Below are 22,187 nucleotides of genomic sequence, written 5' to 3' on the forward strand. Positions count from 1 at the left end.
TTAAACGTGAAAAAACTCCTTTTTATCATAATATTACTTGTTGGTTTTAGCAGCTGTAAGTCATCAAAAAAAGCTAAAACATCAAAAAAAAATACATCTACAGTAATTGCAAAAAATGATAAAAAAAATATTTCACAATCTGAAAGCATTATTCATTTTGCAAAACAATTTCAAGGTGTTAAATATAAATGGGGTGGCACTACAAAAGCAGGAATGGATTGTTCTGGTTTGGTTTATGAATCGTTTAGAACACATGATATTTATTTGCCTAGAATTTCTAGAGACATGGCTAAAAAAGGAAAAGCCATTAGTTTAAAACAAGTACAAAAAGGCGATTTACTATTTTTTAAAACCAGTAAAAACCGCCGAAACGCAATAAACCATGTAGGTTTAATTGTTGATATTAAAAATAACGATATTAAATTTATACACGCCACTACAAGTAAAGGTGTTATCATTTCTGGTTTAAATGAACCCTACTGGCATAAAGCTTTTACCGAAGCACGCCGAATTTTATAAGAATTTATTTATCTTACAGCTGAATGCGGCTGTTAAATTTCACCATAATAAAACTTACCTTCTTCTTAATTGTAGGCATTATAGTTGGGTATATAACACCAATCAATATAAGTACATCTTCAATTATTTTTGCTGTTACGTTTATAGCTTTAAGTATTTGTTATTTTACAGCTAAAAACACATTTAAAAAAACCATTTGGTTTGGTGTGTTTAGTTTTATAACGGTACTTTTTTTAGGTGTTTTAGTTACTAATTTTCACAATCATAAAAACAAAAGTAATAACTACACACATACAATTACTACAAATGAAACAACACCAAGCACCATAACTTTTAGGGTGCGCGAAGTTTTAAAACCTGGTAATTATTATGATAAATACATTATTGATTTACTTAATATTGACAGTACGCATGTTTCAGGAAAAACGCTTTTAAACATTGAGAAAGACAGCACTATTTCTACTTTAAAAGTAGATGATGTTTTAATTACTAAAGCAACGTTTAAAAACTTAATTAGTCCATTAAACCCTAATCAATTTAACTACAAAACCTATTTAAAGAAGCAATACATTTACCATCAAATTTTTATTAAAAACAAGGCGCTTTTAAAAGTTTCATCAAAACCGCATACACTTTTGGGCTATGCCAATAGGTTGCGTAGTTTTATAAACAACAAACTTAAAACTTACAATTTCTCAATAAACGAACTCGCTATTATTAATGCTTTGTTTTTAGGGCAACGTCAAAATATTGACAGGGCTATTTATACCAACTATACCAATGCTGGAGCTATTCATATTTTAGCTGTTTCGGGTTTACATGTTGGTATTATTTTTCTCATTTTAAATTTTTTATTTAAACCTATAGAACGTTTAAAAAAAGGGTATTTAATTAAAACCATATTTCTACTAACTACTCTATGGGGTTTTGCTGTCATTGCTGGTTTATCGGCTTCGGTAACTAGAGCTGTTACCATGTTTAGTATTGTGGCTATTGCTGTAAACTTAAAAAGACCCACAAACGTTTATAACACATTAGCTATATCAATATTTGTTATATTACTATTTAAACCACTATTTATTTTTGATGTTGGTTTTCAATTAAGCTTTTTAGCCGTTTTTGCAATTGTAGCCATAGAACCTATGCTAAATAAACTTTGGAAACCAAAAAACAAACTATTAAAAATATATTGGCAAACTTTAACCGTTACAATTTCGGCACAGTTTGGTATTATACCAATTAGCCTGTTTTATTTCCATCAATTTCCAGGGTTGTTTTTCATATCAAACCTAGTAATAATTCCGCTACTTGGCTTTATTTTGGGTTTTGGCATTTTAATAATTTTATTAGCTTCTATTAACGTATTACCCCAGTTTTTAGCTGATGCTTTTGGGTTTATAATTTATTTAATGAATAGTTTTGTTGCTTGGGTAGCACAGCAAGAGGCGTTTATTTTTAAGAATATTTCTTTTAGTTTATTATATGTTTTTACTAGTTACATTTTTATTATTTGTATTGTGAAATTAGCAGCAAAAACGCACTTTAAAGCCATTTTATGGGCTTTACTATCGGTTGTTATATTGCAACTATCATTTTTATATACTAAACATACTTTGCCAAAAAATGAATTTATAGTATTTCATAAAAGCAGATATAGTTTACTAGCAAATATTACTGATAATAAAATATTTGTTTCAAACGATTTTGATAGTATAACTAAAGTAAACACCAAAATAATTAAAGATTTCACTGTGGGAAACCACATAAAAAACGTTAAATATGTTCCCTTAAAAAACATATATTTTTTAAATAGAAAGTCGCTTTTAATTGTTGATAGCTTGGGTATTTATAATGTAAAAACATTAAAGCCAGATTATGTGTTGCTTAGGCAATCGCCAAAAATTAATTTAAACCGCCTTATTGATTCTTTAAAACCTACTCAAATTATTGCAGACGGTAGCAACTACAAATCTTATATTGAACATTGGGAGCGTGTTTGCAAAAAAAGAAAACTCCCTTTTCATCAAACAAGTAAAAAGGGAGCTTTTATTATTAAATACTAATACTTATCCTTGAAATTGTGGTTTAAATGCTTCATAATATGCATTAAACTTTTCTTGTGTATCTAGTTGTTTGTGGTCATCAGCCTTAAACATTTTTAAGTATAACTCTAACTGCGGAGGTGTTTTATATCCTTTTAGCGGAAATATTAGCTTGCCTTCCTCATCTAAAAATACAATGGTTGGGTATGCTTGTATTTGAAAATATCTTGATAATTCATGTGGTGAATTTCTTCGGTTTGCATTAGCCGGATTGTAATTTGGGTTGCTAAATGTTTTACCATCAAAAGTTATTTGGTCATTTCCTTCAGCATTAAATTTTACAGCATAATAATGTTCATTCACGTAATTTGCTACCTGCTGATTTTGAAATGTGTTTCTATCTAACATTTTACAAGGGCCACACCAATTGGTGTAAACATCCATCATTATTTTTTTAGGTGTCTTTTTTTGAAGTTCAACAGCTTGTTCTAAAGTAAGCCAATTTATTTCTTGTGCAGAAATATTAAGCGTAGTTAAAACTGCTAAAACCAGTATAAGTTGTATTTTTTTCATAATAGATAAGTTGCAAATTGTGTGCCCAACTTACAAAAAAAGCTCCTAATTAGGAGCCTTTTATTTAATTTTTAACGTTTATAACTATCGTACACCGTGCATAAGTTTCTTTAAAACAGGATTTAATGCAAAAACAAGTAAACCTGCAACCAAAGGCACAATAGTAAATATTAAAAAGAATGTTGATAAACTGTACTCTTTAGTAATATTCTCTATTTGCCCACCAACAACTGCTGCCAATTTATTTCCAATAGCTATGGCTAAATACCACATACCAAACATTAAAGCAATCATTCTTGCTGGCACTAATTTACTAACATAAGATAATCCTACAGGAGATAAGCATAACTCACCCAAAGTATGAAATAAATACGCTAATACTAACCAAAGCATACTTACTTTTACGCCTGTTTCAATACCATAAGAACCAAAGGCTAATAACCCAAAACCAATAGCCATAATTATTAAACCTAAGGCATATTTTGTTGCTGCAGAAGGGTTATACTTACTCTCCCACCATTTAGAAAAGAATGATGCGAAAACAATAATAAAAAAGGAATTTAATATACTAAACCAAGATACGGTAATTTCAGAAATATCTGCAGAAAACTCTCTATTCAACATCCAACCAACTAAACCCCACATACATAAAAAACAGATAACTAATACAATGTTTGAACCTGGTATTTTTTTGAATGTTTTTTTCCAAAGTAAAAACAATACATAAGTTATTATTATTAATGGTACAACTGTTAGTAGTGCATTTATTATGTTAAAAGTAACGGCTGCATTACCTGTTAAAACCCTGTCTACATTATCTCTTGCAAAAAGAATTAAAGATGAAGCTCCTTGCTCAAAACTCATCCAAAAGAACACTGTGAAAAAAGCAAAAATTATGAAAGCTATCATTCTATCTCTTACAACTTTTGTGTACCTAGCTATTCTTCCTATTGACAAAACTAAAAACAATAATAAACCTACTAGAACCACAACATATTGCCCTTCAACAGATGGTGTTTTAGCCCATGAAAACATATCTATGCCTGCTATTTTAGACATAGGATCATTGATAGCATAGCCCAAGCCAATAATTGCTGTAATTACAATTAAAACCTTATCAAGCATTGTGAAAGGATTTTGTTTTTCAACATCATTGGTTTTAACAGCTATAGCAGTATTTTCATTTATATTTTGAGGTAATTCTACTTCATGAACGTTACTAGGTTTGGCACCTATATTTCCAAATAAATTGCCAGACAACCAAAATTGTAGTGTTCCTAAAATCATAAAAATACCTGCTAAACCAAAGCCATAACTCCATCCTACTTTTTCAGCTAAGTAACCACAAAGCATCATACCAAAGAAAGCCCCTGCATTTACACCCATGTAAAAAATGGTGTAAGCACCATCTTTTTTCTCTGGATTTTCTTTATACATTTCAGATATTATAGATGTGATGTTTGGTTTAAAAAAACCAGTACCAATAACTAAAAGCCCCAAGCCTAGATATAAAGAAAACTCGGTTTCTAAAGCCATTGAAGCGTGCCCCAGAGCCATAACTACAGATCCTATAACAACTGCCCAACGGTAACCTGTTATTTTATCGGCTACTACACCGCCAATAATAGGTGTTATATATAAAAGCATTGCATATGTACCAAAAAGAGCTCCGGCATTTTCAGCGGTCCATCCCCAACCAGGATTTGAGCTTGTTATTGCCATGGTTAAAAAGTTAACTAACAGCACTCGCATACCGTAAAATGAGAAGCGCTCCCACATTTCAGTAAAAAACAATACAATTAAACCCGCAGGATGCCCTAAGACTTTATCTTTAAATAGATTTTGTATATCTGTATTCATAGTATAATATTAATTATCGGCTAATTCAAAGCCTTCGGCTTCTTTAGTGCTAAAATCTGTTTCGTTGTCTTCTGCCCCATGTGTTAAAGCTTTTAATTTTTTAAAGAAAATGAAAACTATTAAAGCGAAGACAATACAAAATATTGCAATTCCTGTAAACACTTTAAATTCACCAAATACAGATGAAGATTCTCCTAATAAACCAGCTGCTTTGTTACCTAAACCAGTAGTTGCAAAATAAATCCCCATCATTATCGATGCGTATTTTGCTGGTGCTAGTTTTGTTACAAATGAAAGTGAAACTGGAGATAAACATAGCTCTCCAATAGTGTGAAACAAATATGCTAATACTAACCATATCATCATAGAACTTCCTGTATTATCATATTCTGATGCAGCGGCAGACATAAACAAAAAGCCTACACCTGTAATACCTAAACCAACAATCATTTTAAATAAAGATGATGCTTCAGTTCCTTTAAGCTTTCTATTAGCCCAAAAAGCAGCAATAGCAACACCTAATGTAATTATAAAAAATGAATTTAATGACTGAAACCATGTTGCGGGTACTTCCCATCCCATTAACATTCTATTTGTTTTTTCTTTCGCATAAATATTCATTAAACCACCTGCTTGTTCAAAAGCTGCAAAAAAAGCAATAATTAACAAGAAAGAAATTAACAATACTATAACTCTATCTTTTTCTATTTTAGTGAGCGGTCTTTTAAAATTTTCTTGATCTTCTTTACTTTCAGACTTACCCAAGTAATTTCCAACGTGAACTAAATATTTTTGCCCCGCCAAAAACTGTATTAATCCAAATACCATTAATATACCTGCTAACCCAAAACCATAATGCCAACCATGAACTTCACCCACATAACCGACAACTAACCCGGATAAAAAAGCGCCTACATTTATACCTATGTAAAAAATTGTAAAGCCTTTATCTCTTCTTACATCTCCTTTTTTATAGAGTCCACCAACCATGGTTGATATATTAGGCTTTAAACACCCAACCCCAAGTATAATAAATCCAAGACCAGTATAAAAAGCCCACATTGCCTCAATTGCTAGTACACTATGCCCAATAACAAGTAAAACTGCACCTAGTATTACAGACTTTTTTTGCCCAAGAAACTTATCGGCTAAAATACCTCCTGGAATAGACATGATGTAAACCAATGCTGTGTACCATCCGTAAAGTGCCAAAGCTTCACCTTGACTCCAACCAACTCCTGGATTTAAACCTGTTGTTTTTGAAGTTAAATATAAAACCAATAAAGCGCGCATTCCGTAATACGAAAAACGCTCCCACATTTCTGTAAAAAATAGTACATAGAGCCCTACTGGATGCCCCCATAATTCTTTTTGGTGTGGTGCTTTTGTAATTTCTGCCATAATAGTTCTTTGAGTTAGTTATTTTATTTTTTTCTGAAAAACATTTTAGTTTCCTAATGAATTAAGAATAAAATTAGTCATTTTTTCATATAAATGAAGTCTTGTGTTGCCGCCATAAATACCATGGTTTTTATCTGGATAAATGGCCCAATCAAACTGTTTGTTTGCTTGCACTAAAGCTTCTACTAAACGCATGGTATTTTGTACGTGTACATTATCATCGGCAGTTCCGTGAACTAATAAAAAATCTCCTTGTAATTTATCTACATGGTTAATTGGAGAATTATCATCATAACCCGATGGGTTTTCTTGTGGTGTTGCCATGTAACGTTCTGTATAAACAGTATCATAAAAACGCCAACTTGTAACAGGTGCTACCGCTATTGCCATTTTAAAGGTATCATAACCTTTAAACAAGCAATTACTGCTCATAAAACCGCCATAACTCCAACCCCAAATACCAATTTTATCTGCATTAATGTATGGTAATGCTCCTAATTTTTTTGCTGCAGCTATTTGATCTTCAACTTCATATTTACCAAGTTGGTTTTGCGTTACTTTTTTAAATACAGCACCTTTAAATCCGGTACCTCTTCCATCAACACAAACAACTATAAAACCTTGTTGTGCTAACATTTGATACCAATAATCGTTATAACTATTCCAACTATTTGAAACCGATTGCGAACCAGGACCAGAATACTGCGTCATAAATAACGGGTATTGTTTAGATGCATCAAAATTTGCTGGTTTTAGCATCCACATATTCAAATCATTTCCATTAATATTTATGGTACTAAACTCTTTTTTTGAAATAGTATAATTTTCTATTTTTTTTGCCAAAGCAGCATTATCAACTATTTTAGAAATTACACTACCATTTACGGCATTATTTAAAGTGTATTGTGTTGGTGTGGTTGCGTTTGAAAATGTGTTTATAAAATATGAAAAATCGGCACTAAAAGATGCATTGTTTGTTCCTTCATTATTTGATAAACGTTTTTTATCTCGACCATTGATTTTGATAGAATACACATCTCTGTTTATAGAACCGTTTTCAACAGATTGATAAAAAATACGTTTTGCTTTAGGGTTATAACCATAATAATTTGTTACATCCCAGTTTCCTTTAGTTACTTGGTTTATTAATTTACCGTTGTTATCATAATGATAAATATGGTTGTATCCGTCTTTTTCGCTTGTCCAAATAAAGCTATTATCATCTAAAAATGTTAAATTATCGGTTACATCAACATAGGCTTTATCTGTTTCATTTAAAAGCACATGGGTTGTATTTGTTTCCGTATTAAAACGCATTACGTACAAATTGTTTTGCTTTCTGTTTAAAATTTGAAAGCTTAACATATTTGCATTGTTAGTCCATTGTAATCGGGGTATATAGTATGCTTTTTCATCTAAATTAATATTGGTTGTTGTACTAGATATTAAATTATGAACATGCAAAGATACTTTTGAGTTTGGCTCGCCTGCTTTTGGATATTTAAATACGTGTTGGGTTTGGTAAAGTGCTTCACCATAAACATCCATTGAAAACTCAGGCACGTTGGTTTCATCAAACTTAATGAAAGCTATTTTTTGGCTATCGGCACTCCACTCAAAAGCACGTACAAAGGCAAATTCTTCTTCATAAACCCAATCTGTAATACCATTAATTATACTGTTTTTTTTACCATCGGAAGTTATTTGAATAGTTTCGCCAGTGTTTAAATCTTTCACAAATAAATTATTATTAAAAGCATACGCTATTTTAGTTCCGTTAGGCGAGAATGTTGGCTCTTGTATTAATTCTTTTGAAATAGGCTCTAAAGTTTCATCTTCAACGTTATAAACAAAGTAATTTCCAACTGCAGAGTGACGGTAAATTGGTGTTTCATTAGTTGCTAAAATTATCTTTTTTTCATCAGCGCTAAAGGTATAATTGCTAAAGTACTGCATGCTGCTTAGGTTTGCTGAACTAACTAGCGTTTTTACTTTTTGCTGAGTTTTGTAGTCATAAATATCAATGGTTGTGGCCATTGTAGCTCTATCAAAATTTAATACCGAATATTGCTTACCGTTTGCCATAGAGTGTAATACGTCCATGCTTTCGGCTCTAAAACTACCGCTCCAAATGTCTTTTAAGGTAATTTGTTTGTTTTGTGCGTTTAAAACTGAAGTTAAAATAAATAAAACGCAAACTGAAAATTTAAGATATCTCATTAATTAACGTTACAAGATTTTAGGCTTTTAAAATACAACATAGACTTTCAATTATTACAATTTATAATTGAAAATAATAGATGTTTTTTCAAAAACTTTGATTTTTACATAAAATGATGTCAATTTTACTAAAAATAATTCAAAATTCAGCATTTATTAACACTTAATTAAGTAACACCAAAATAGCAATTCATAATAAACAGCAAGTTAGTATCTTTGCAGCATTAAAAAACGTTTTATGAGTAAATCTATTGCTGGTTTTTCTAAACTTTCAAAAGCAAAAAAAATTGATTGGATTATTGATACATATTTTGCCAACTCCAAAAGTGCCAAACGTATTATTAAACAATACTGGAATAGTGATGAAAAACTACAAAAACTACACGATGAGTTTATTGAAAACACTATAACAAACTATTACTTACCGCTAGGTGTGGCGCCAAATTTTTTAATTAATAATAAGCTATACACCATACCAATGGCTATTGAAGAAAGCTCTGTAGTTGCCGCAGCTAGTAAAGCAGCTAAATTTTGGCAAAAACGTGGTGGTTTTAAAACATCTGTAATATCTACAACTAAAATTGGACAGGTACATTTTATGTACCATGGTAATTTTGAAACTTTACAAACGTTTTTTAATACTATAAAACCACAATTAATTGAAGATACCAATGCCATTACCCAAAATATGCAAAAACGTGGTGGCGGCATTTTAGATATTGAATTGCGCAATAAAACAAATAGTATTGCTGGTTATTACCAACTACATGCATCTTTTGAGACTTTAGATGCTATGGGAGCAAACTTTATAAACTCTTGTTTAGAGCAATTTGCTGAAACATTAAAAAGAGAAGCTTTAACATTTGAATTATTTAATGAGCAAGAAAAAAACATAGAGGTAATAATGAGTATTCTATCTAATTATGTACCCAATTGTTTAGTTAAAGCTGAAGTAAGTTGCCCTGTTAATGATTTAGTTGAAAATAACCCCGAAGCCAGTAAAGCATATGCCGAAAAATTTGTGCAAGCTGTTACTATTGCTGAAAACGAACCTTACCGAGCCGTAACACATAATAAAGGTATTATGAATGGTATTGATGCTGTTGTTTTAGCCACGGGAAATGATTTTAGAGCTATTGAAGCCTGCGCACATGCGTATGCCTCAAAAAATGGTCAATACAGCAGTTTAACCCATGCCAAAATTGAAAACGAAACGTTTATTTTTCACATTGAAATTCCATTAGCTTTAGGCACTGTGGGCGGATTAACAAATTTACATCCGTTAGTAAAACTATCATTAGAAATGCTTCATTCTCCATCAGCTAAAGAACTTATGCAAATTGTGGCAGTTGCAGGTTTAGCACAAAATTTTGCTGCCTTAAATTCTTTAACAACCACAGGTATTCAGCAAGGACACATGAAAATGCACTTAATGAATATACTAAACCAGTTTGAAGCTACCGATGCTGAGAAAAAAACATTGACAAATCATTTTAAGAATAATACAGTTACTCACAGCGCTGTTGTTAATGCTTTAAACAACTTAAGAATAAACAATGATTAAATTCAACAGTAACGGAAAATTATTATTAACTGCTGAATATGTGGTTTTAGATGGCGCAAAAGCCCTTGCTATACCCACAAAATATGGTCAAAACCTAATAATTAAACCTACTGAAACACCTACTATTAATTGGTGTAGTTTTGATGAACAAAAAAACATATGGTTTAATGGTAATTTTGAAATTAACAACAACACATTAAAACCTTTACAACAAAACGCCGTTTCTGATAGAATTGTACAAATATTTGAAGCTATCAATAAATTAAACCCAACTTTTTTAAATATTAAAAGTGGTTATGATATTGAAACGCATTTAGAATTTCCTAAAAACTGGGGATTAGGCACATCTTCAACATTAATAAACAATTTATCAAAATGGACTAATATTAACCCCTATAACTTACTTAAATTAACTTTTGGCGGTAGTGGTTATGATATTGCTTGTGCTGAAAATAGCACGCCTATTACTTATAAAATAAACACTGAATCTGAATTTCCTTTAGTTGAACCAGTATGTTTCAACCCTATTTTTAAAGAGCATTTATACTTTGTTTACCTTAATAAAAAGCAAAATAGTAGAGATGGTATTGCGCATTACAAAGCACAAAATAAAAGTAATTTAAAAACTATTATTTTAGAAATTAATAGAATTACACATGAAATGCTACACTGTGATAATTTAAAAGCTTTTGAAAATTTAATTGACGCACACGAACATATTATTGCAAAAATAACCAACCAAATACCTGCAAAAGATTTATATTTTAATGATTTTAATGGTAGCATTAAAAGCCTTGGTGCTTGGGGTGGCGATTTTATTTTAGCAACTTCAGTAACAAATCCCGAGTCTTATTTTAAAAGCAAAGGTTTAACAACCGTTATACCTTACTCAAAAATGATTTTATAAAACAAGAAAAGGCCTCGCAACGCGAAGCCTTTTTTTTATATATGATTATATTTTATTGCACTTGAGATGCTGCTCTGTTATCTTCAATTTCTGCAGCTTCTTTTAAGGCATTATATAGTTTACTGTTTACAGTTGCCGCTTTTTGTTGCTCTAATCTATTAGCAGCAGCTTGATAGTTATCTAATTTCACAGCTGGTGTAACTTTAGTAACTTGTACCATGTACACGCCATTTACACCTTCTATTAAACCAGACGTTTCTCCTTCGCCTAAACCAAAAGCAGTTCCTACAACTAAAGGTTCTCTACCAGCCCCTTGAATTGTTGGACTCTTCATTGTAATAGCTGATGCTGTTTTAACTGAAGTGTTTTCAGCAGTTGCTAAATCTTCTAAAGTACTAACTGATACTCTATTTTTAATTAACTCTGCTTTCTTTTCTTTTCTTAAAATTGGTAATACTGTAGCTGATGCATCTTCAGCAGACATTAAACCTGCTTTGTGTTTTGCTACTAATTGTGCAACTACGTAACCACCGGTAGATAAACTAAAACGTTTAACATCACCAACGCTAGCTTCATCTTCAAACGCCCAACGCACAATTGGTCTTTGGTTACCAATACCAGGAATACTTTCATCTAAAGCTTTCATTCCATTTACGGGTCTAACAGTATAATTATTTTCTTTTGCCAAAGCTTCAAAATCACCTTTAGCTCCATCTATTTCAAATTTAGAAGCATCTCTAAAAATTTTAGCTGTTGTAGTTTCTGATGGTTCAATTTTTCTAGCAATTGTACCAATTTGTACAGCTCTCTTTTTACTTGTTAATCCTTCAATTTCTATTACATGGAAACCAAATACTGTTTTAACAACACCTAAATCACCTGTTTTACCATTAAATTCAAAATCATTAAACTCTGGCACCATTGTGTTGTAAGCATGCCAATCATAGCGTCCGCCATTAGCAACACTTCCTTGGTCTGCAGAAAATTCAGTAACTAACTCAGGAAATTTAGAACGGTTACTTTTTACTACTGCTAAAATACTATCGGCTTTTACTTTAGCTTGGTCTTCTGTTAAAGTAACATCAGTACCAGCGCTTTGTGATCCGATAAAAGGAATTAAAATGTGTCTTACTTTAGCTGAATCTGGAATTTGTTTTTCAGCAATTAATTTTGATATTTTAAAATATCCAGCTTCTTTATATGGTCCGTAAGTTTCTCCAACTTCTAAGTTCATTAAGCTATCAGCTACTTTTGAAGGTAATGATGATTTGAATACAAAACGATCATTAAACTTAATATCAGATTTTGAATTGATGTAATCTTGGTTATCTTTTACTTTTGAAAATGCTACTATAGTATCTTTTCTTCCAGTTTCATCAACTAATTGACCATTTAAATAGGTTGATAATTCATTAATAATTGCAGATTCATCGGCAACTGAAGCTACTTCTTTAAATTCAACAAATCTTATATCTCTAGATTCTTCTACTTCAAACGCTTTTTTGTTGTTGCTAACATAACTAGAAATTTCAGATTTTGAAACTTTTACAAGACTATCTGCTATTGATGAATAAGGTACTTGCACATACTTAATATCAACTTTATTTCCGTCTAATTTATGTTCCAACTCACCTTCGGCTAAAGTACCTGTTAAACCAGCTTTTACTAAATTATAATAGTTTTGTTGTAAGGCATTTGTAGCTAAAGATTGCTCATAATTTATCCAACCGGCATAACCTTCAGGAGAGTTTTCTTTTAAATTAGCAATGTATTCGTTTAATTTATTCTCATCAAAAATACCAGCTTCATTTGAAAATTGTGGGTTTGTTGCCAAGGCAGTTTTAAGTAAATCTCTAATTTGATCTTTTTCAACAGTAATACCTAAAGCGTCAAATTGCGTTTCTAAAACGGCTTGTCTTACCTCTTGCTCCCAAACACGGTTCATTACCTGTGTATTTGTAGCAGAACCACCAAGTTGCTGTTGCGCTATTTCTACTTTTTGTAAAAATTCTTCTCTTGAAATATCTTTACCGTTTATGGTACCTACATTTTGTCCTTTGTTAGAAAAGCTTGCGCTACCATCAAAAAGACCAGATAAAACAAAAGCAAACAATGCCATTGCAATTACCAATATTAACACTAAGGTTTTTTGTCTAATCTTACTTAAAATTGCCATCTTCTATACTTAATTATATCCGTTTTAGGATTTTTTCTTTTTTATTGAAATGTTGGTTAAAACACTAAATTTGACGAAAATATCGTGCGCGAAAATACCATTTTCTATTTAATAATAAAAACAGAAAGTTGCATTAATTATTTTTAATGTTAGCAAAGTGTAATTTACTGTACTACTTTATTTTAATTTTAGCAATAAAAGGTACAACAACTAATTATCTTCTAACATTTTAAGTTTTACTAAGTCTATTTTTGTGTTTGAAACTTCAGAAATAATAAACTTAAAATTATCTATTTTTATAACATCGCCTTGGTTTGGTATTTCTTCGGTATGGTTTACAATTAAACCGCCAAGGGTTTCATAATTTTCACTTTCGGGCAGGTTTACTTTATAGGTTTCGTTTAAATAATCTACCTCTAAACGTGCCGAAAACATAAAGGTTTCATCATCAACTTTTTCTTCAATTAAATCTAAAGTATCATGTTCATCTTCAATTTCACCAAATAGTTCTTCTACAATATCTTCAACGGTCATAATACCCGATGTTCCTCCGTATTCATCAATAACTACTGCAACGCTTCGGCGTTTTTTAGTTAGCACATTTAATACATCTTTTATGAGCACTGTTTCGGGCACAAACTCAACAGGCATAAGCATAGATTTTATGTTTTTATGCTTTTTGAAAAGTTCAAATGAGTGTACGTATCCTAAAATATCATCAATAGTTTCTTTGTAAACTAAAATTTTTGTTCTGCCTGTTTCAGTAAATAAAGCGCTTAATGTTTTTATAGATTCATTCATTTCAACTGCAATAATTTCGGTACGTGGTACCATAACTTCGCGTGCTTTTACTTCTGAAAATTCTAATGCATTTTGAAATATTTGAATTTCGGAATCTACTTCGTCATGTTCTTCAACTGATTCCATTTGTTCACTAATGTAATTACCTAATTCAACCTTTGTAAAGGCCATTTGAATTTGGTCTCCTTCTGTTTTAAAAAACGTTTTTAGTATGATATCTGAAATCCAGATTACAAATTCTGAAATTAAACTAAAGAGTAAATAAAAAATATACGCTGGTATTGCCAGTACTTTTAAAAGTGTGTTTGCGTAAATTTGAAAGAATACTTTTGGTAAAAATTCGGCTGTTATTAAAATTATAAATGTTGAAATAATAGTTTGTGTTAACAAACTTAAATCTGTTAACATATAATCTAAAAAATTACTTTGTGTTGGTAAAAATGATTGAAACCAATTTACCAAAACATCGCCCATAAAAAAACCATAAATAACCAGTGCTATATTGTTACCAATAAGCATTGTTGTTATAAATTTTGAAGGTTTTGCTGTGAGCTTGCTAAGTATTTTAGCTAATATACCGTCTTGCTTTTTTTCAATTTCAATATGAATTTTGTTTGAAGACACATACGCTATCTCCATACCTGAAAAAAATGCCGAAAGCACTAATGATACAACTATTATAACAATATACAGCGTCATTTAGTTTTGCTTGTTTCTGTCTTGAAACTTTTTACTAAACTTCCTACGGAAGAAAAACATAAAAATTGCTAAAGCCCCTAAAACAATATAGGAATAGTTAACTACACCAGTTTTTTGATATGTTTCAAAAACAGAATAGAAAAATACTGCAGCAAAGGCTAAATATGCATATTGAAAAATGCTTAAATATTTCATTTTAAAAATTTAGGATAAAGATAATTAATTTTAAGAAGTATGCTGTATTAATCTTCAACGGCAAAAATGCCTGTAACTTCTAATACTTCGGCATTAGAAAAATCGCCGTTTGAATCAAAACCGTTACCGTGAATTACATCTTGTTCAGACTCAAACGTAACAGGTACGTTTGTAAAAATCCATTCTTTTTTTCTGTCAAAATACAATTGTTCAGATTTTAAAACACGGTTATCATGTGTGGTTATAACTACATTACCTTGTAAATCTATAATACTTGTGGCATCATACACTACTGCATAATCTGATACTATTGTGCTTTTTTTATTGCCATCATAAATATGAAGTGTGGCGCCTTCTGGAAATTCGTAATACGGAAAGTCTCTGTTTGAAAAATTAAGCATTCTAGCACCTACCAAATGTCTTGTAACTTTACCAGAGTCTGTTACTTTTAAATTAATATTTTCAGCTTCACCAATAGGTTCATTTTCTGAAATACCAATTTTTTGCACTTCCTTATAATTATCTGTGCATGAAAAAAACAAAGCCACAGTAAAAACTGTGACTATGTTTAGTAAATATTTAATGTTTTGTTTCATGTGTTGTTTTGAGTATTACCTCAAACAATATTGTTATATACTTGGTACAGTAACAGAAGCACCAATCCAACAACCAATTCTAATAGATTGACCTGAATTACCTGCACTAAAAATATCAGATTTACTAGGTGCTTTTGCTGTATAGTTTGCTACAGATTTTGCTGCGTTAGATTTTTGTGTTGGGTCTACTCTTCCTGCTTTTCTAGCTTCTTCAGCTGCTAACCAATATACGGCTCTTTTGTTAAAAGTAGTATCACCACAGTTATTTGCACTTGCTGCATACATAGCTGCTATTGATAAGTGTGGACGTCCATTTGATGGGTTTAATGCTAAAGCATTTCTAAAGTATGTTCTAGCTTGCCCGTAACGACCTTTTTTCTTTAATATTAAACCTATTCTGTTTGCTAATTTTGCTTTCTTAAAGGTATCAGATTCTAAATCATATGATTCTGTAAAGTAACCAATAGCTTCGTTTTCTTTTCCATTTTTTAATAAAACAGTCCCTACAAAGTATTTAGTATCTGCAGATGGTGCAGTTTCATCATAAGCTTTTACTAGTTGCTCGTATAAAGGTGTATCAGTACATTCTTTGTAGTACATTCTGCTTACTGCACGTTTTAACCATGTAGCATTAGTTTTATTTGCTTCAAAATCTTTTTGGTATAGTGGCACTAAGTTTTCACAGTTTGCTCTGTCACCTAATTTACTATCTATACTTCCAGAAATTTGATCATAAGCCTTTAAATAGCTTTCGTAATATCTTTTGTAGCTACTTTCTCTTTTTGTTAAAGCTGTACCTGCATCTTCTTTAGCCGCTAGTTTGTTTAACTTTTCAGAGTATTGGTTTACTTCGTCTTCAACTTTTTCAACAATATCATCATATTTATTAAATAAATCTTGTGCTGGTTTTTTTCCGGCATCATATAAATCTACCATTAAAGAGAAGTAAGTATATAAACTTTTTGGGTTTTGAAACGTTGCTTTATCGGCATTGTAAGCAGCATCAAAACTTTCATACAACTCTTCAGTTGTTTTATTTAATTCTTTACGGTTATCATACAATAACTGACTTTTTTTAGCACCATATTCACCTATAGGTGTTTTTGATGCGAAGTACTCTGCTCTTTGGTCATAAAGCTTAAGCAAATCATTTATAAATGCTAATTTTTCAGCACCTGTTGCTTTATCTATTTTATGATCTAAAATTTTCTCGCCGTCAACATATATTGCATTGTTGAATTTTGGACATGTTTCTCTTACAAACATCCATGGTTCATACGCTGCATCATAATTTTTTGCTTTTACATATTCATGAAAAATAGACAGCTTAGTAATGCACTCTTCATTTTGTTGTGCAAAACCAAAATTTAAGCCTATAAATAATGTTAATAATAAAGTAATTTTCGCCTTCATGATAATTTTATTCTATTGTTAGTTATACTTCCTTTTCTGGAACCATCTGTCGCCCAAAGATAAACTTAATTGGAGATTCACAAAATTCTCCTGAATTAAATTATTGTTAGTTGTACCGCGCTTTCCTATTTCAAAACCTAAGTTAGCGTTTGAGATGCCTCCGCTTAATGGTAATCCTACACCAAAAGATATGCCAAACTCTTTAACAGACTCTGAATTTAATACTAACCCTGTTTTTTCAAACCTAACACCAGCTCTGTAAACGGTTCTTTTAAAATAGCTATCTAAAGCATTGTAATCTGGTATAAAAAACCCTCCTAATGATATGGTTGCAGCATCTTCATAAGTTGTTGTATTAGTATTTGATGGCAATGCAGTTCTAAGATTGCTTGTATTTTGAAATAAATAATCGGCACCTACAAACCATTTTCTGGGTGCACCTATACCTAAGCCTGCTGAAAATCTTGATGGTAGTATTAAATCTGTTTCATGTAATCCTGAAGCTTCTAAATCTACATCAACTGTATTTACAACAGACTCATTTTGATTATTTGAGTTTGCTACTATTGTTGAAAAAGATTGCTGATTTTTTGAAGTTAATAAACTTTCTGGTGCATAGGTTATACCGGTAATCATTTCTAACTTATCTGTAACCATCTTTTTATATGATAAGCCTAAATTAAAGTTTAACCCACTTAAATCTGCTCTATTATTTTCTCTAGATTGATATTGTGCTAAAGTTCCATCATCATCATAAACAAATTCAACAACACTTGTTTCGGTATTTCCAAAATTATATTGGGCATCAATACCTACTGTTAAACCTTCAGCAATTTGGTAACCCAAACCTAAAAAGGCTTTATTTACACCACCTTCGCCTCTAAACCTATTTTTTATATCACCTGCACTATTTTGAGATTCTAATTTGTAACCAACTGCAGTGTAAGGTAATAAACCAAAACCAAAGCCAAATTTACCTAATGGAATATTTATGGCTATGTAATCAAAGGTGGTAGATTTTGCTTTATCTGAACCGTTATTAGATTCTAAATTGATGTTTGAATATCCGCCACCTACAGCAAACTTTACGGGTCTGCTTTCACCATCCCATGCATCAATATTTTTAGTTACATATGACGCAGGATTTCGGAGATTAACATGAATACTATCAATAAAAATACCAATACCACCCATACTTCTGTTTTCTACTGTACCTCTTAACTTTTGGGTTCCTAAACCATAAAAAGAGTAAGGTGATGCTGTTCCTTCTTGCCCGTAACTTTGTATAGCAACTAAAGCAATAAAAACTAATACAAGTTTTTTAATCATTCGTTTGAATTAAATTGTAAAATATGGTTCAAACCTTCTAAAAGAAAATTTGAATTGGCAAATATGCTACTTTTTAACTTTTTAGACAAAAAATTAGCATCGCCGCCTGTTAAAATAACTGTTAAATCTGAATATTTGTGTTTGTAATCACTTATAACACCGTCTATTTCATTTAAAATACCAAATACTACTCCTGAGTGTATTGATTCTTTTGTTGATTGCCCAATGATACTTTGTGGCATTTCTGTTTCTAATAACGGTAAATTAGCCGTTAAATTATTTAATGATTTGTAACGGGTGCGTAAACCTGGTGAAATGGCTCCTCCTTGGTATTCGTTTTTATTGTTTATAAAATCATAAGTAATACAAGTGCCCGCATCAATAATTAAAACATGCTCCTTAGAAAATTGTTTTACCGATGCGCTTACAAGAGCAATTCTATCTACCCCCAAGGTTTTTGGGGTTTTGTATTTATTTACAAACGGTAATTTAACATTATGTGTTAGCACTAATAAATCAATAATCTCTTTAAGCGTGTTAAGAGCTTCAGTAGTAATATTTCCTACTGATGAGATTATTGCTTTATCCAACATAGGATATGCATTTTTAATTTCATAAACATTGCTAACAAGTGCATTGTGTTTTATAACACGTTTATGTTTTAAAATATTTTCTAAGCTGTAAACTGCTAGCTTAACATTTGTATTTCCTACGTCTATTATTAAATTCATTTTTTAAAACAATGCGTTAAAAGTACAAAACAACAATAATTTTAATCTTAATTATATTATAATATTGAAACTTGCAGCTGTTATTTTGCCTTAAAAATTGTTAAAGTAAAATTTTTTCAAATTTATTTTGGCAGATAACAAAATTGAATATATATTTGCAACCGCTTTAGCGAGGTACCTTAGCTCAGTTGGTAGAGCAAAGGACTGAAAATCCTTGTGTCCCTGGTTCGATTCCTGGAGGTACCACAAAAAAATCCCGAAACATTTGTTTACGGGATTTTTTGTTTTTATGACTATTCAAAAAAAAAATCATGTTTAAATAATTTTACTTAAACATGATTTTATAATTTTAAAAACTAGACACTAACTACCTTTTTTTAGGTACATCTCTATTCATTTCAGTTATATCAACATTGGTAGGTTCATTACCTAATAAATGTTTGCTGAAATAATCTGCTTTCTTCCAAAAAAAATACTCTGTCATATTTCCAAAAGCATGACGCTGCCCAGGAAACATAATAAAGTCAAAACGCTTGTTAGCTTTTATAAAGGCATTAACCATTCTAATAGTACCACCTGGGTGTACGTTATTATCTATATCGCCAGTAGCTAATAATATGTTTCCTTTTAAATTTTGAGCCAAAGTTTGGTTCGTATCAATTAAATATTTGTACTTAATACTGCCATCAGCTTGCTCATCTTCATCTATACCATGGTGTGTTTCACTCCACCAACTATTATAAATATTATTATCATGATTACCTGCTGATGATACTGCTACTTTGAAAAAGTCAGGATATACTAACATGGCTGCTGTTGACATGAATCCGCCTCCTGAGTGTCCTGTGATTCCTACTTTGTTTATATCAATAAAACCATGTCTATCTGCTAATTGTTCTGCTACATACTTTTTATCGGCCAATCCATAATCTCTTAAATTTCCATAACCATAAGTATGATACCATTTTGAGCGCCTAGGATCTCCTCCTCTATTACCCAAAGTAACAACTATAAAACCTACTTGCGCCAACCTATCTACATTATCCATTCTAACAGAAAAAGACGCATTTACAGCCTCAGTTTGTGGCCCTGGATATACATATTCTATAATAGGATACTTTTTATTTTCGTCAAAATCAAAAGGTTTATACATTACGCCATAAATATTAGTAATACCATCACTGGCCTTAGCTTTAAAGGGTTCAGGAAACTTATAGCCTGAAGCAAAAAGTTCAGATAAATCAGCTTCTTCCAAATCCATTACCAATGAACCATTTGTTGTTCTTAACTCAGCTTTTGGCACTGTATTAACTCTTGAATAATTACTAACAAAATATTTATTTGAATCTGATAAATTTATTTTAGAATTAAAATCACCAGGATTTAATGATTTTAAATTAGTACCATTCAAATTAATTTTATAAAAATGTGCATAATATGGGTTTTCATCTTTACTTACACCATTTGCTAAAAAATAGGCTATACGCTCGTTTTCATCAATACCATGAAGCCCATCAACATGAAACTCACCTTTTGTAATTTGTCTTTTCAAATTGCCTTTTGCATCATATAAATACAAATGCCCCCAACCATCACGTTCAGACCAATGAACTATTTCCTTTTCATCATTAAATAAATAAAAAGGTTTATTTCTAGCTTCAACATAAACATTTGAATGTTCATTTATTATAGTTTTAACCTCACCAGTTTCTACATTGGCTACATGGATATCTAAACGTTTCCTATCTCTGCTAACTGTATTAAAATATAAATTTCCTTTCTTTGATAAAATTAATGTTGGTTTATGCTTTGTTGTGTCAGACTTTTTATAAGAATATCTATAAATACTCAAACTTTGTTGTATCGTAGTATCAAGCAGCACATTAACCTTCTTTTTTGTTGAAACATCAAAAATTTCTATATAATTTTTAGGGAATTCTTGCTCACCTGCCATATGATACTTGTAGCGTTCTAAGGTAGGTCGTCCTTTAGTTACCGAGTTAATTACCCATAAATCTTTAATATGCCTAACATCACTACGTTGAAAAATAAATTTTTTAGAGTCGTGTGTCCAATATCCATAAACTGGCTTTCTATCATCTATTTTCTTTTCAATTTCATCTTCACTAATCCCCATATTACTTCTACTATAACTAAAGTTTTCAACCCCATCTTTTGTCCATTCGTGTTCAACAATAGTGGTATCTTTGTCATTTTTTAAAGCCTTTAAAAAATTGGTTTTATCCATCCAATATAAATTATGTTTTTTAGTAAAAACAACCAAAGAACTATCTGGCGAAACATTGGCCCATTTATTAAAAGTATCTTTCTTTTTACTATTATCAATAACTATTAAATTGTCAGACCCCAATTTGTACTCTAAATAATAAGATTTTCTTTCTTTTTTAGGCTTTAACCTTTTTATCTTTTTAATTGAAATAGAATCTTTATTTGAAGTAGAATCATTTGTAGTTTTAGCTTTATCTTCTTCACTCTTAACAATAACCATTTCTCTTGAAGTAACCCTGAAACGTATAGCTGTTTCATCTTTTACAAACTCAAAATTAAAACGAGGCAAATGCTTCGAATCATAAGCGTCTTTAGTTATTTCCGAAAGCCATTTGGCCATTTTAGCATTATCAAATAGCTTTACTTTAGTTTTTCTATCACAATCAACCAAATAATAATTAGCCCCTTCAGTAGTTTTATACTGATACCAAAACTTATTACCACTAGCCAACCATTGTGGATATACTTCAGTTGAATGTACTTTTTTTGAAATATTAGACGGAGAAAATTTTGAAGCTAACCTATAATTAGCCTCAGGAAAATTATTTTCATTAGCTTCTTGACTATTAATTATAAAAGAAACAAAAAGCAAAAAAAAAGAGAATATAAATTTATTCATTATGAATTATAAATTGATTAATATATACTATAGATGAAATATTAAACAAAAACCCTTATTAATGAAATGTTAATATTTCCTAATAAAGATTAAAATCATAATACATAAAAAATAACAATTAAAAGGATTACAGATTTATTACAGTTATAAACTTAAGTTTAAAAAACGTTGAGCATATCAGTAAGATAGTGATTAACAATTGTATTTATTTCAGTTAACAATTGATTTATTAAACAGAATATAGCTTAAGTAT

16 protein-coding genes and 1 tRNA gene are annotated in these 22,187 nt (G+C 30.8%); 5 read left to right on the forward strand and 12 right to left on the reverse strand.

The annotated features are described in order from the left end of the window. The first annotated feature begins 6 nt into the window (after positions 1-6). Positions 7-519: a C40 family peptidase gene (locus FUA26_RS13700; protein ID WP_147137279.1), complete on the forward strand. Its 513-nt coding sequence runs from the start codon at positions 7-9 to the stop codon at positions 517-519. 23 nt (positions 520-542) lie between these two features. Continuing rightward, a complete protein-coding gene (locus FUA26_RS13705) occupies positions 543-2,582 on the forward strand; it encodes a ComEC/Rec2 family competence protein (protein ID WP_147137281.1) in 2,040 nt (679 codons plus the stop codon). 3 nt (positions 2,583-2,585) lie between these two features. Here the strand turns inward: FUA26_RS13705 and FUA26_RS13710 are convergent, their stop codons facing one another. The 4 genes from FUA26_RS13710 to FUA26_RS13725 all read right to left on the reverse strand — a co-directional run bounded on the left by FUA26_RS13710 (position 2,586) and on the right by FUA26_RS13725 (position 8,615). Next, positions 2,586-3,134, reverse strand: coding sequence for a thioredoxin family protein (locus FUA26_RS13710; RefSeq protein WP_186826920.1), 549 nt, complete (start codon positions 3,132-3,134; stop codon positions 2,586-2,588). Positions 3,135-3,218: 84 nt separating this feature from the next. Beyond that, positions 3,219-4,994 (reverse strand): peptide MFS transporter, encoded by a 1,776-nt coding sequence (locus FUA26_RS13715; protein WP_147137285.1) that lies wholly within the window; start codon positions 4,992-4,994, stop codon positions 3,219-3,221. Between the two features lie 9 nt (positions 4,995-5,003). Further along, complete coding sequence (locus FUA26_RS13720) at positions 5,004-6,395, reverse strand: peptide MFS transporter (protein ID WP_147137287.1); 1,392 nt, start codon at positions 6,393-6,395, stop codon at positions 5,004-5,006. Positions 6,396-6,440: 45 nt separating this feature from the next. Beyond that, positions 6,441-8,615, reverse strand: coding sequence for a S9 family peptidase (locus FUA26_RS13725; RefSeq protein ID WP_147137289.1), 2,175 nt, complete (start codon positions 8,613-8,615; stop codon positions 6,441-6,443). Between the two features lie 238 nt (positions 8,616-8,853). Between FUA26_RS13725 and FUA26_RS13730 the strand changes: the two genes are divergently transcribed. Further along, positions 8,854-10,179, forward strand: a complete 1,326-nt coding sequence (locus tag FUA26_RS13730; protein ID WP_147137291.1) for a hydroxymethylglutaryl-CoA reductase, degradative — start codon at positions 8,854-8,856, stop codon at positions 10,177-10,179. Further along, positions 10,172-11,086: a GYDIA family GHMP kinase gene (locus tag FUA26_RS13735; RefSeq protein WP_147137293.1), complete on the forward strand. Its 915-nt coding sequence runs from the start codon at positions 10,172-10,174 to the stop codon at positions 11,084-11,086. Before FUA26_RS13730 ends, FUA26_RS13735 begins: the two co-directional genes overlap by 8 nt. 52 nt (positions 11,087-11,138) lie before the next feature. Here FUA26_RS13735 and FUA26_RS13740 read toward each other — a convergent pair whose 3' ends face one another. From FUA26_RS13740 to FUA26_RS13770, 7 genes are all read right to left on the reverse strand, one after another. Next, the gene (locus FUA26_RS13740; RefSeq protein WP_147137295.1) at positions 11,139-13,262 is read right to left on the reverse strand and encodes a peptidylprolyl isomerase; all 2,124 of its coding nucleotides are present in this window, start codon (positions 13,260-13,262) and stop codon (positions 11,139-11,141) included. Positions 13,263-13,472: 210 nt separating this feature from the next. Continuing rightward, positions 13,473-14,762, reverse strand: a complete 1,290-nt coding sequence (locus tag FUA26_RS13745) for a hemolysin family protein (RefSeq protein WP_147137297.1) — start codon at positions 14,760-14,762, stop codon at positions 13,473-13,475. Then, positions 14,763-14,957: a hypothetical protein gene (locus FUA26_RS13750; protein ID WP_147137299.1), complete on the reverse strand. Its 195-nt coding sequence runs from the start codon at positions 14,955-14,957 to the stop codon at positions 14,763-14,765. A gap of 47 nt (positions 14,958-15,004) precedes the next feature. Further along, positions 15,005-15,553, reverse strand: a complete 549-nt coding sequence (lptC, locus tag FUA26_RS13755) for an LPS export ABC transporter periplasmic protein LptC (protein ID WP_147137301.1) — start codon at positions 15,551-15,553, stop codon at positions 15,005-15,007. A gap of 33 nt (positions 15,554-15,586) precedes the next feature. After that, entirely contained in the window at positions 15,587-16,966 is a 1,380-nt protein-coding gene (locus FUA26_RS13760; protein ID WP_147137302.1) for a tetratricopeptide repeat protein, read from the reverse strand. Positions 16,967-16,984: 18 nt separating this feature from the next. Continuing rightward, positions 16,985-18,295 (reverse strand): hypothetical protein, encoded by a 1,311-nt coding sequence (locus tag FUA26_RS13765; RefSeq protein ID WP_147137304.1) that lies wholly within the window; start codon positions 18,293-18,295, stop codon positions 16,985-16,987. Further along, positions 18,292-19,026 carry a type III pantothenate kinase gene (locus tag FUA26_RS13770; RefSeq protein ID WP_147137306.1) on the reverse strand — a complete coding sequence of 245 codons (735 nt, stop codon included), beginning with the start codon at positions 19,024-19,026 and terminating at the stop codon, positions 18,292-18,294. The genes FUA26_RS13765 and FUA26_RS13770 overlap by 4 nt, the downstream gene beginning before the upstream one ends. 173 nt (positions 19,027-19,199) lie before the next feature. On the opposite strand from FUA26_RS13770, the gene FUA26_RS13775 reads away from it, so the two are divergent. Then, a tRNA-Phe gene (locus FUA26_RS13775) sits at positions 19,200-19,272 on the forward strand. 121 nt (positions 19,273-19,393) lie between these two features. Here the strand turns inward: FUA26_RS13775 and FUA26_RS13780 are convergent. Further along, positions 19,394-21,934, reverse strand: coding sequence for a S9 family peptidase (locus FUA26_RS13780; protein WP_147137307.1), 2,541 nt, complete (start codon positions 21,932-21,934; stop codon positions 19,394-19,396). Positions 21,935-22,187: the final 253 nt, after the last annotated feature.

The sequence above is a fragment of the Seonamhaeicola algicola genome, from assembly GCF_007997385.1.
Taxonomy (GTDB): Bacteria; Bacteroidota; Bacteroidia; order Flavobacteriales; family Flavobacteriaceae; genus Seonamhaeicola; species Seonamhaeicola algicola.

Excerpts from the sequence above, each read along its gene's own strand:
- FUA26_RS13705 (WP_147137281.1), top strand. The coding sequence starts at position 543 with ATGCGGCTGTTAAATTTCACCATAATAAAACTTACCTTCTTCTTAATT.
- FUA26_RS13710 (WP_186826920.1), bottom strand. The coding sequence starts at position 3,134 with ATGAAAAAAATACAACTTATACTGGTTTTAGCAGTTTTAACTACGCTT.
- FUA26_RS13715 (WP_147137285.1), bottom strand. The coding sequence starts at position 4,994 with ATGAATACAGATATACAAAATCTATTTAAAGATAAAGTCTTAGGGCAT.
- FUA26_RS13720 (WP_147137287.1), bottom strand. The coding sequence starts at position 6,395 with ATGGCAGAAATTACAAAAGCACCACACCAAAAAGAATTATGGGGGCAT.
- FUA26_RS13725 (WP_147137289.1), bottom strand. The coding sequence starts at position 8,615 with ATGAGATATCTTAAATTTTCAGTTTGCGTTTTATTTATTTTAACTTCA.
- FUA26_RS13730 (WP_147137291.1), top strand. The coding sequence starts at position 8,854 with ATGAGTAAATCTATTGCTGGTTTTTCTAAACTTTCAAAAGCAAAAAAA.
- FUA26_RS13735 (WP_147137293.1), top strand. The coding sequence starts at position 10,172 with ATGATTAAATTCAACAGTAACGGAAAATTATTATTAACTGCTGAATAT.
- FUA26_RS13740 (WP_147137295.1), bottom strand. The coding sequence starts at position 13,262 with ATGGCAATTTTAAGTAAGATTAGACAAAAAACCTTAGTGTTAATATTG.
- FUA26_RS13745 (WP_147137297.1), bottom strand. The coding sequence starts at position 14,762 with ATGACGCTGTATATTGTTATAATAGTTGTATCATTAGTGCTTTCGGCA.
- FUA26_RS13750 (WP_147137299.1), bottom strand. The coding sequence starts at position 14,957 with ATGAAATATTTAAGCATTTTTCAATATGCATATTTAGCCTTTGCTGCA.
- lptC (WP_147137301.1), bottom strand. The coding sequence starts at position 15,553 with ATGAAACAAAACATTAAATATTTACTAAACATAGTCACAGTTTTTACT.
- FUA26_RS13760 (WP_147137302.1), bottom strand. The coding sequence starts at position 16,966 with ATGAAGGCGAAAATTACTTTATTATTAACATTATTTATAGGCTTAAAT.
- FUA26_RS13765 (WP_147137304.1), bottom strand. The coding sequence starts at position 18,295 with ATGATTAAAAAACTTGTATTAGTTTTTATTGCTTTAGTTGCTATACAA.
- FUA26_RS13770 (WP_147137306.1), bottom strand. The coding sequence starts at position 19,026 with ATGAATTTAATAATAGACGTAGGAAATACAAATGTTAAGCTAGCAGTT.
- FUA26_RS13780 (WP_147137307.1), bottom strand. The coding sequence starts at position 21,934 with ATGAATAAATTTATATTCTCTTTTTTTTTGCTTTTTGTTTCTTTTATA.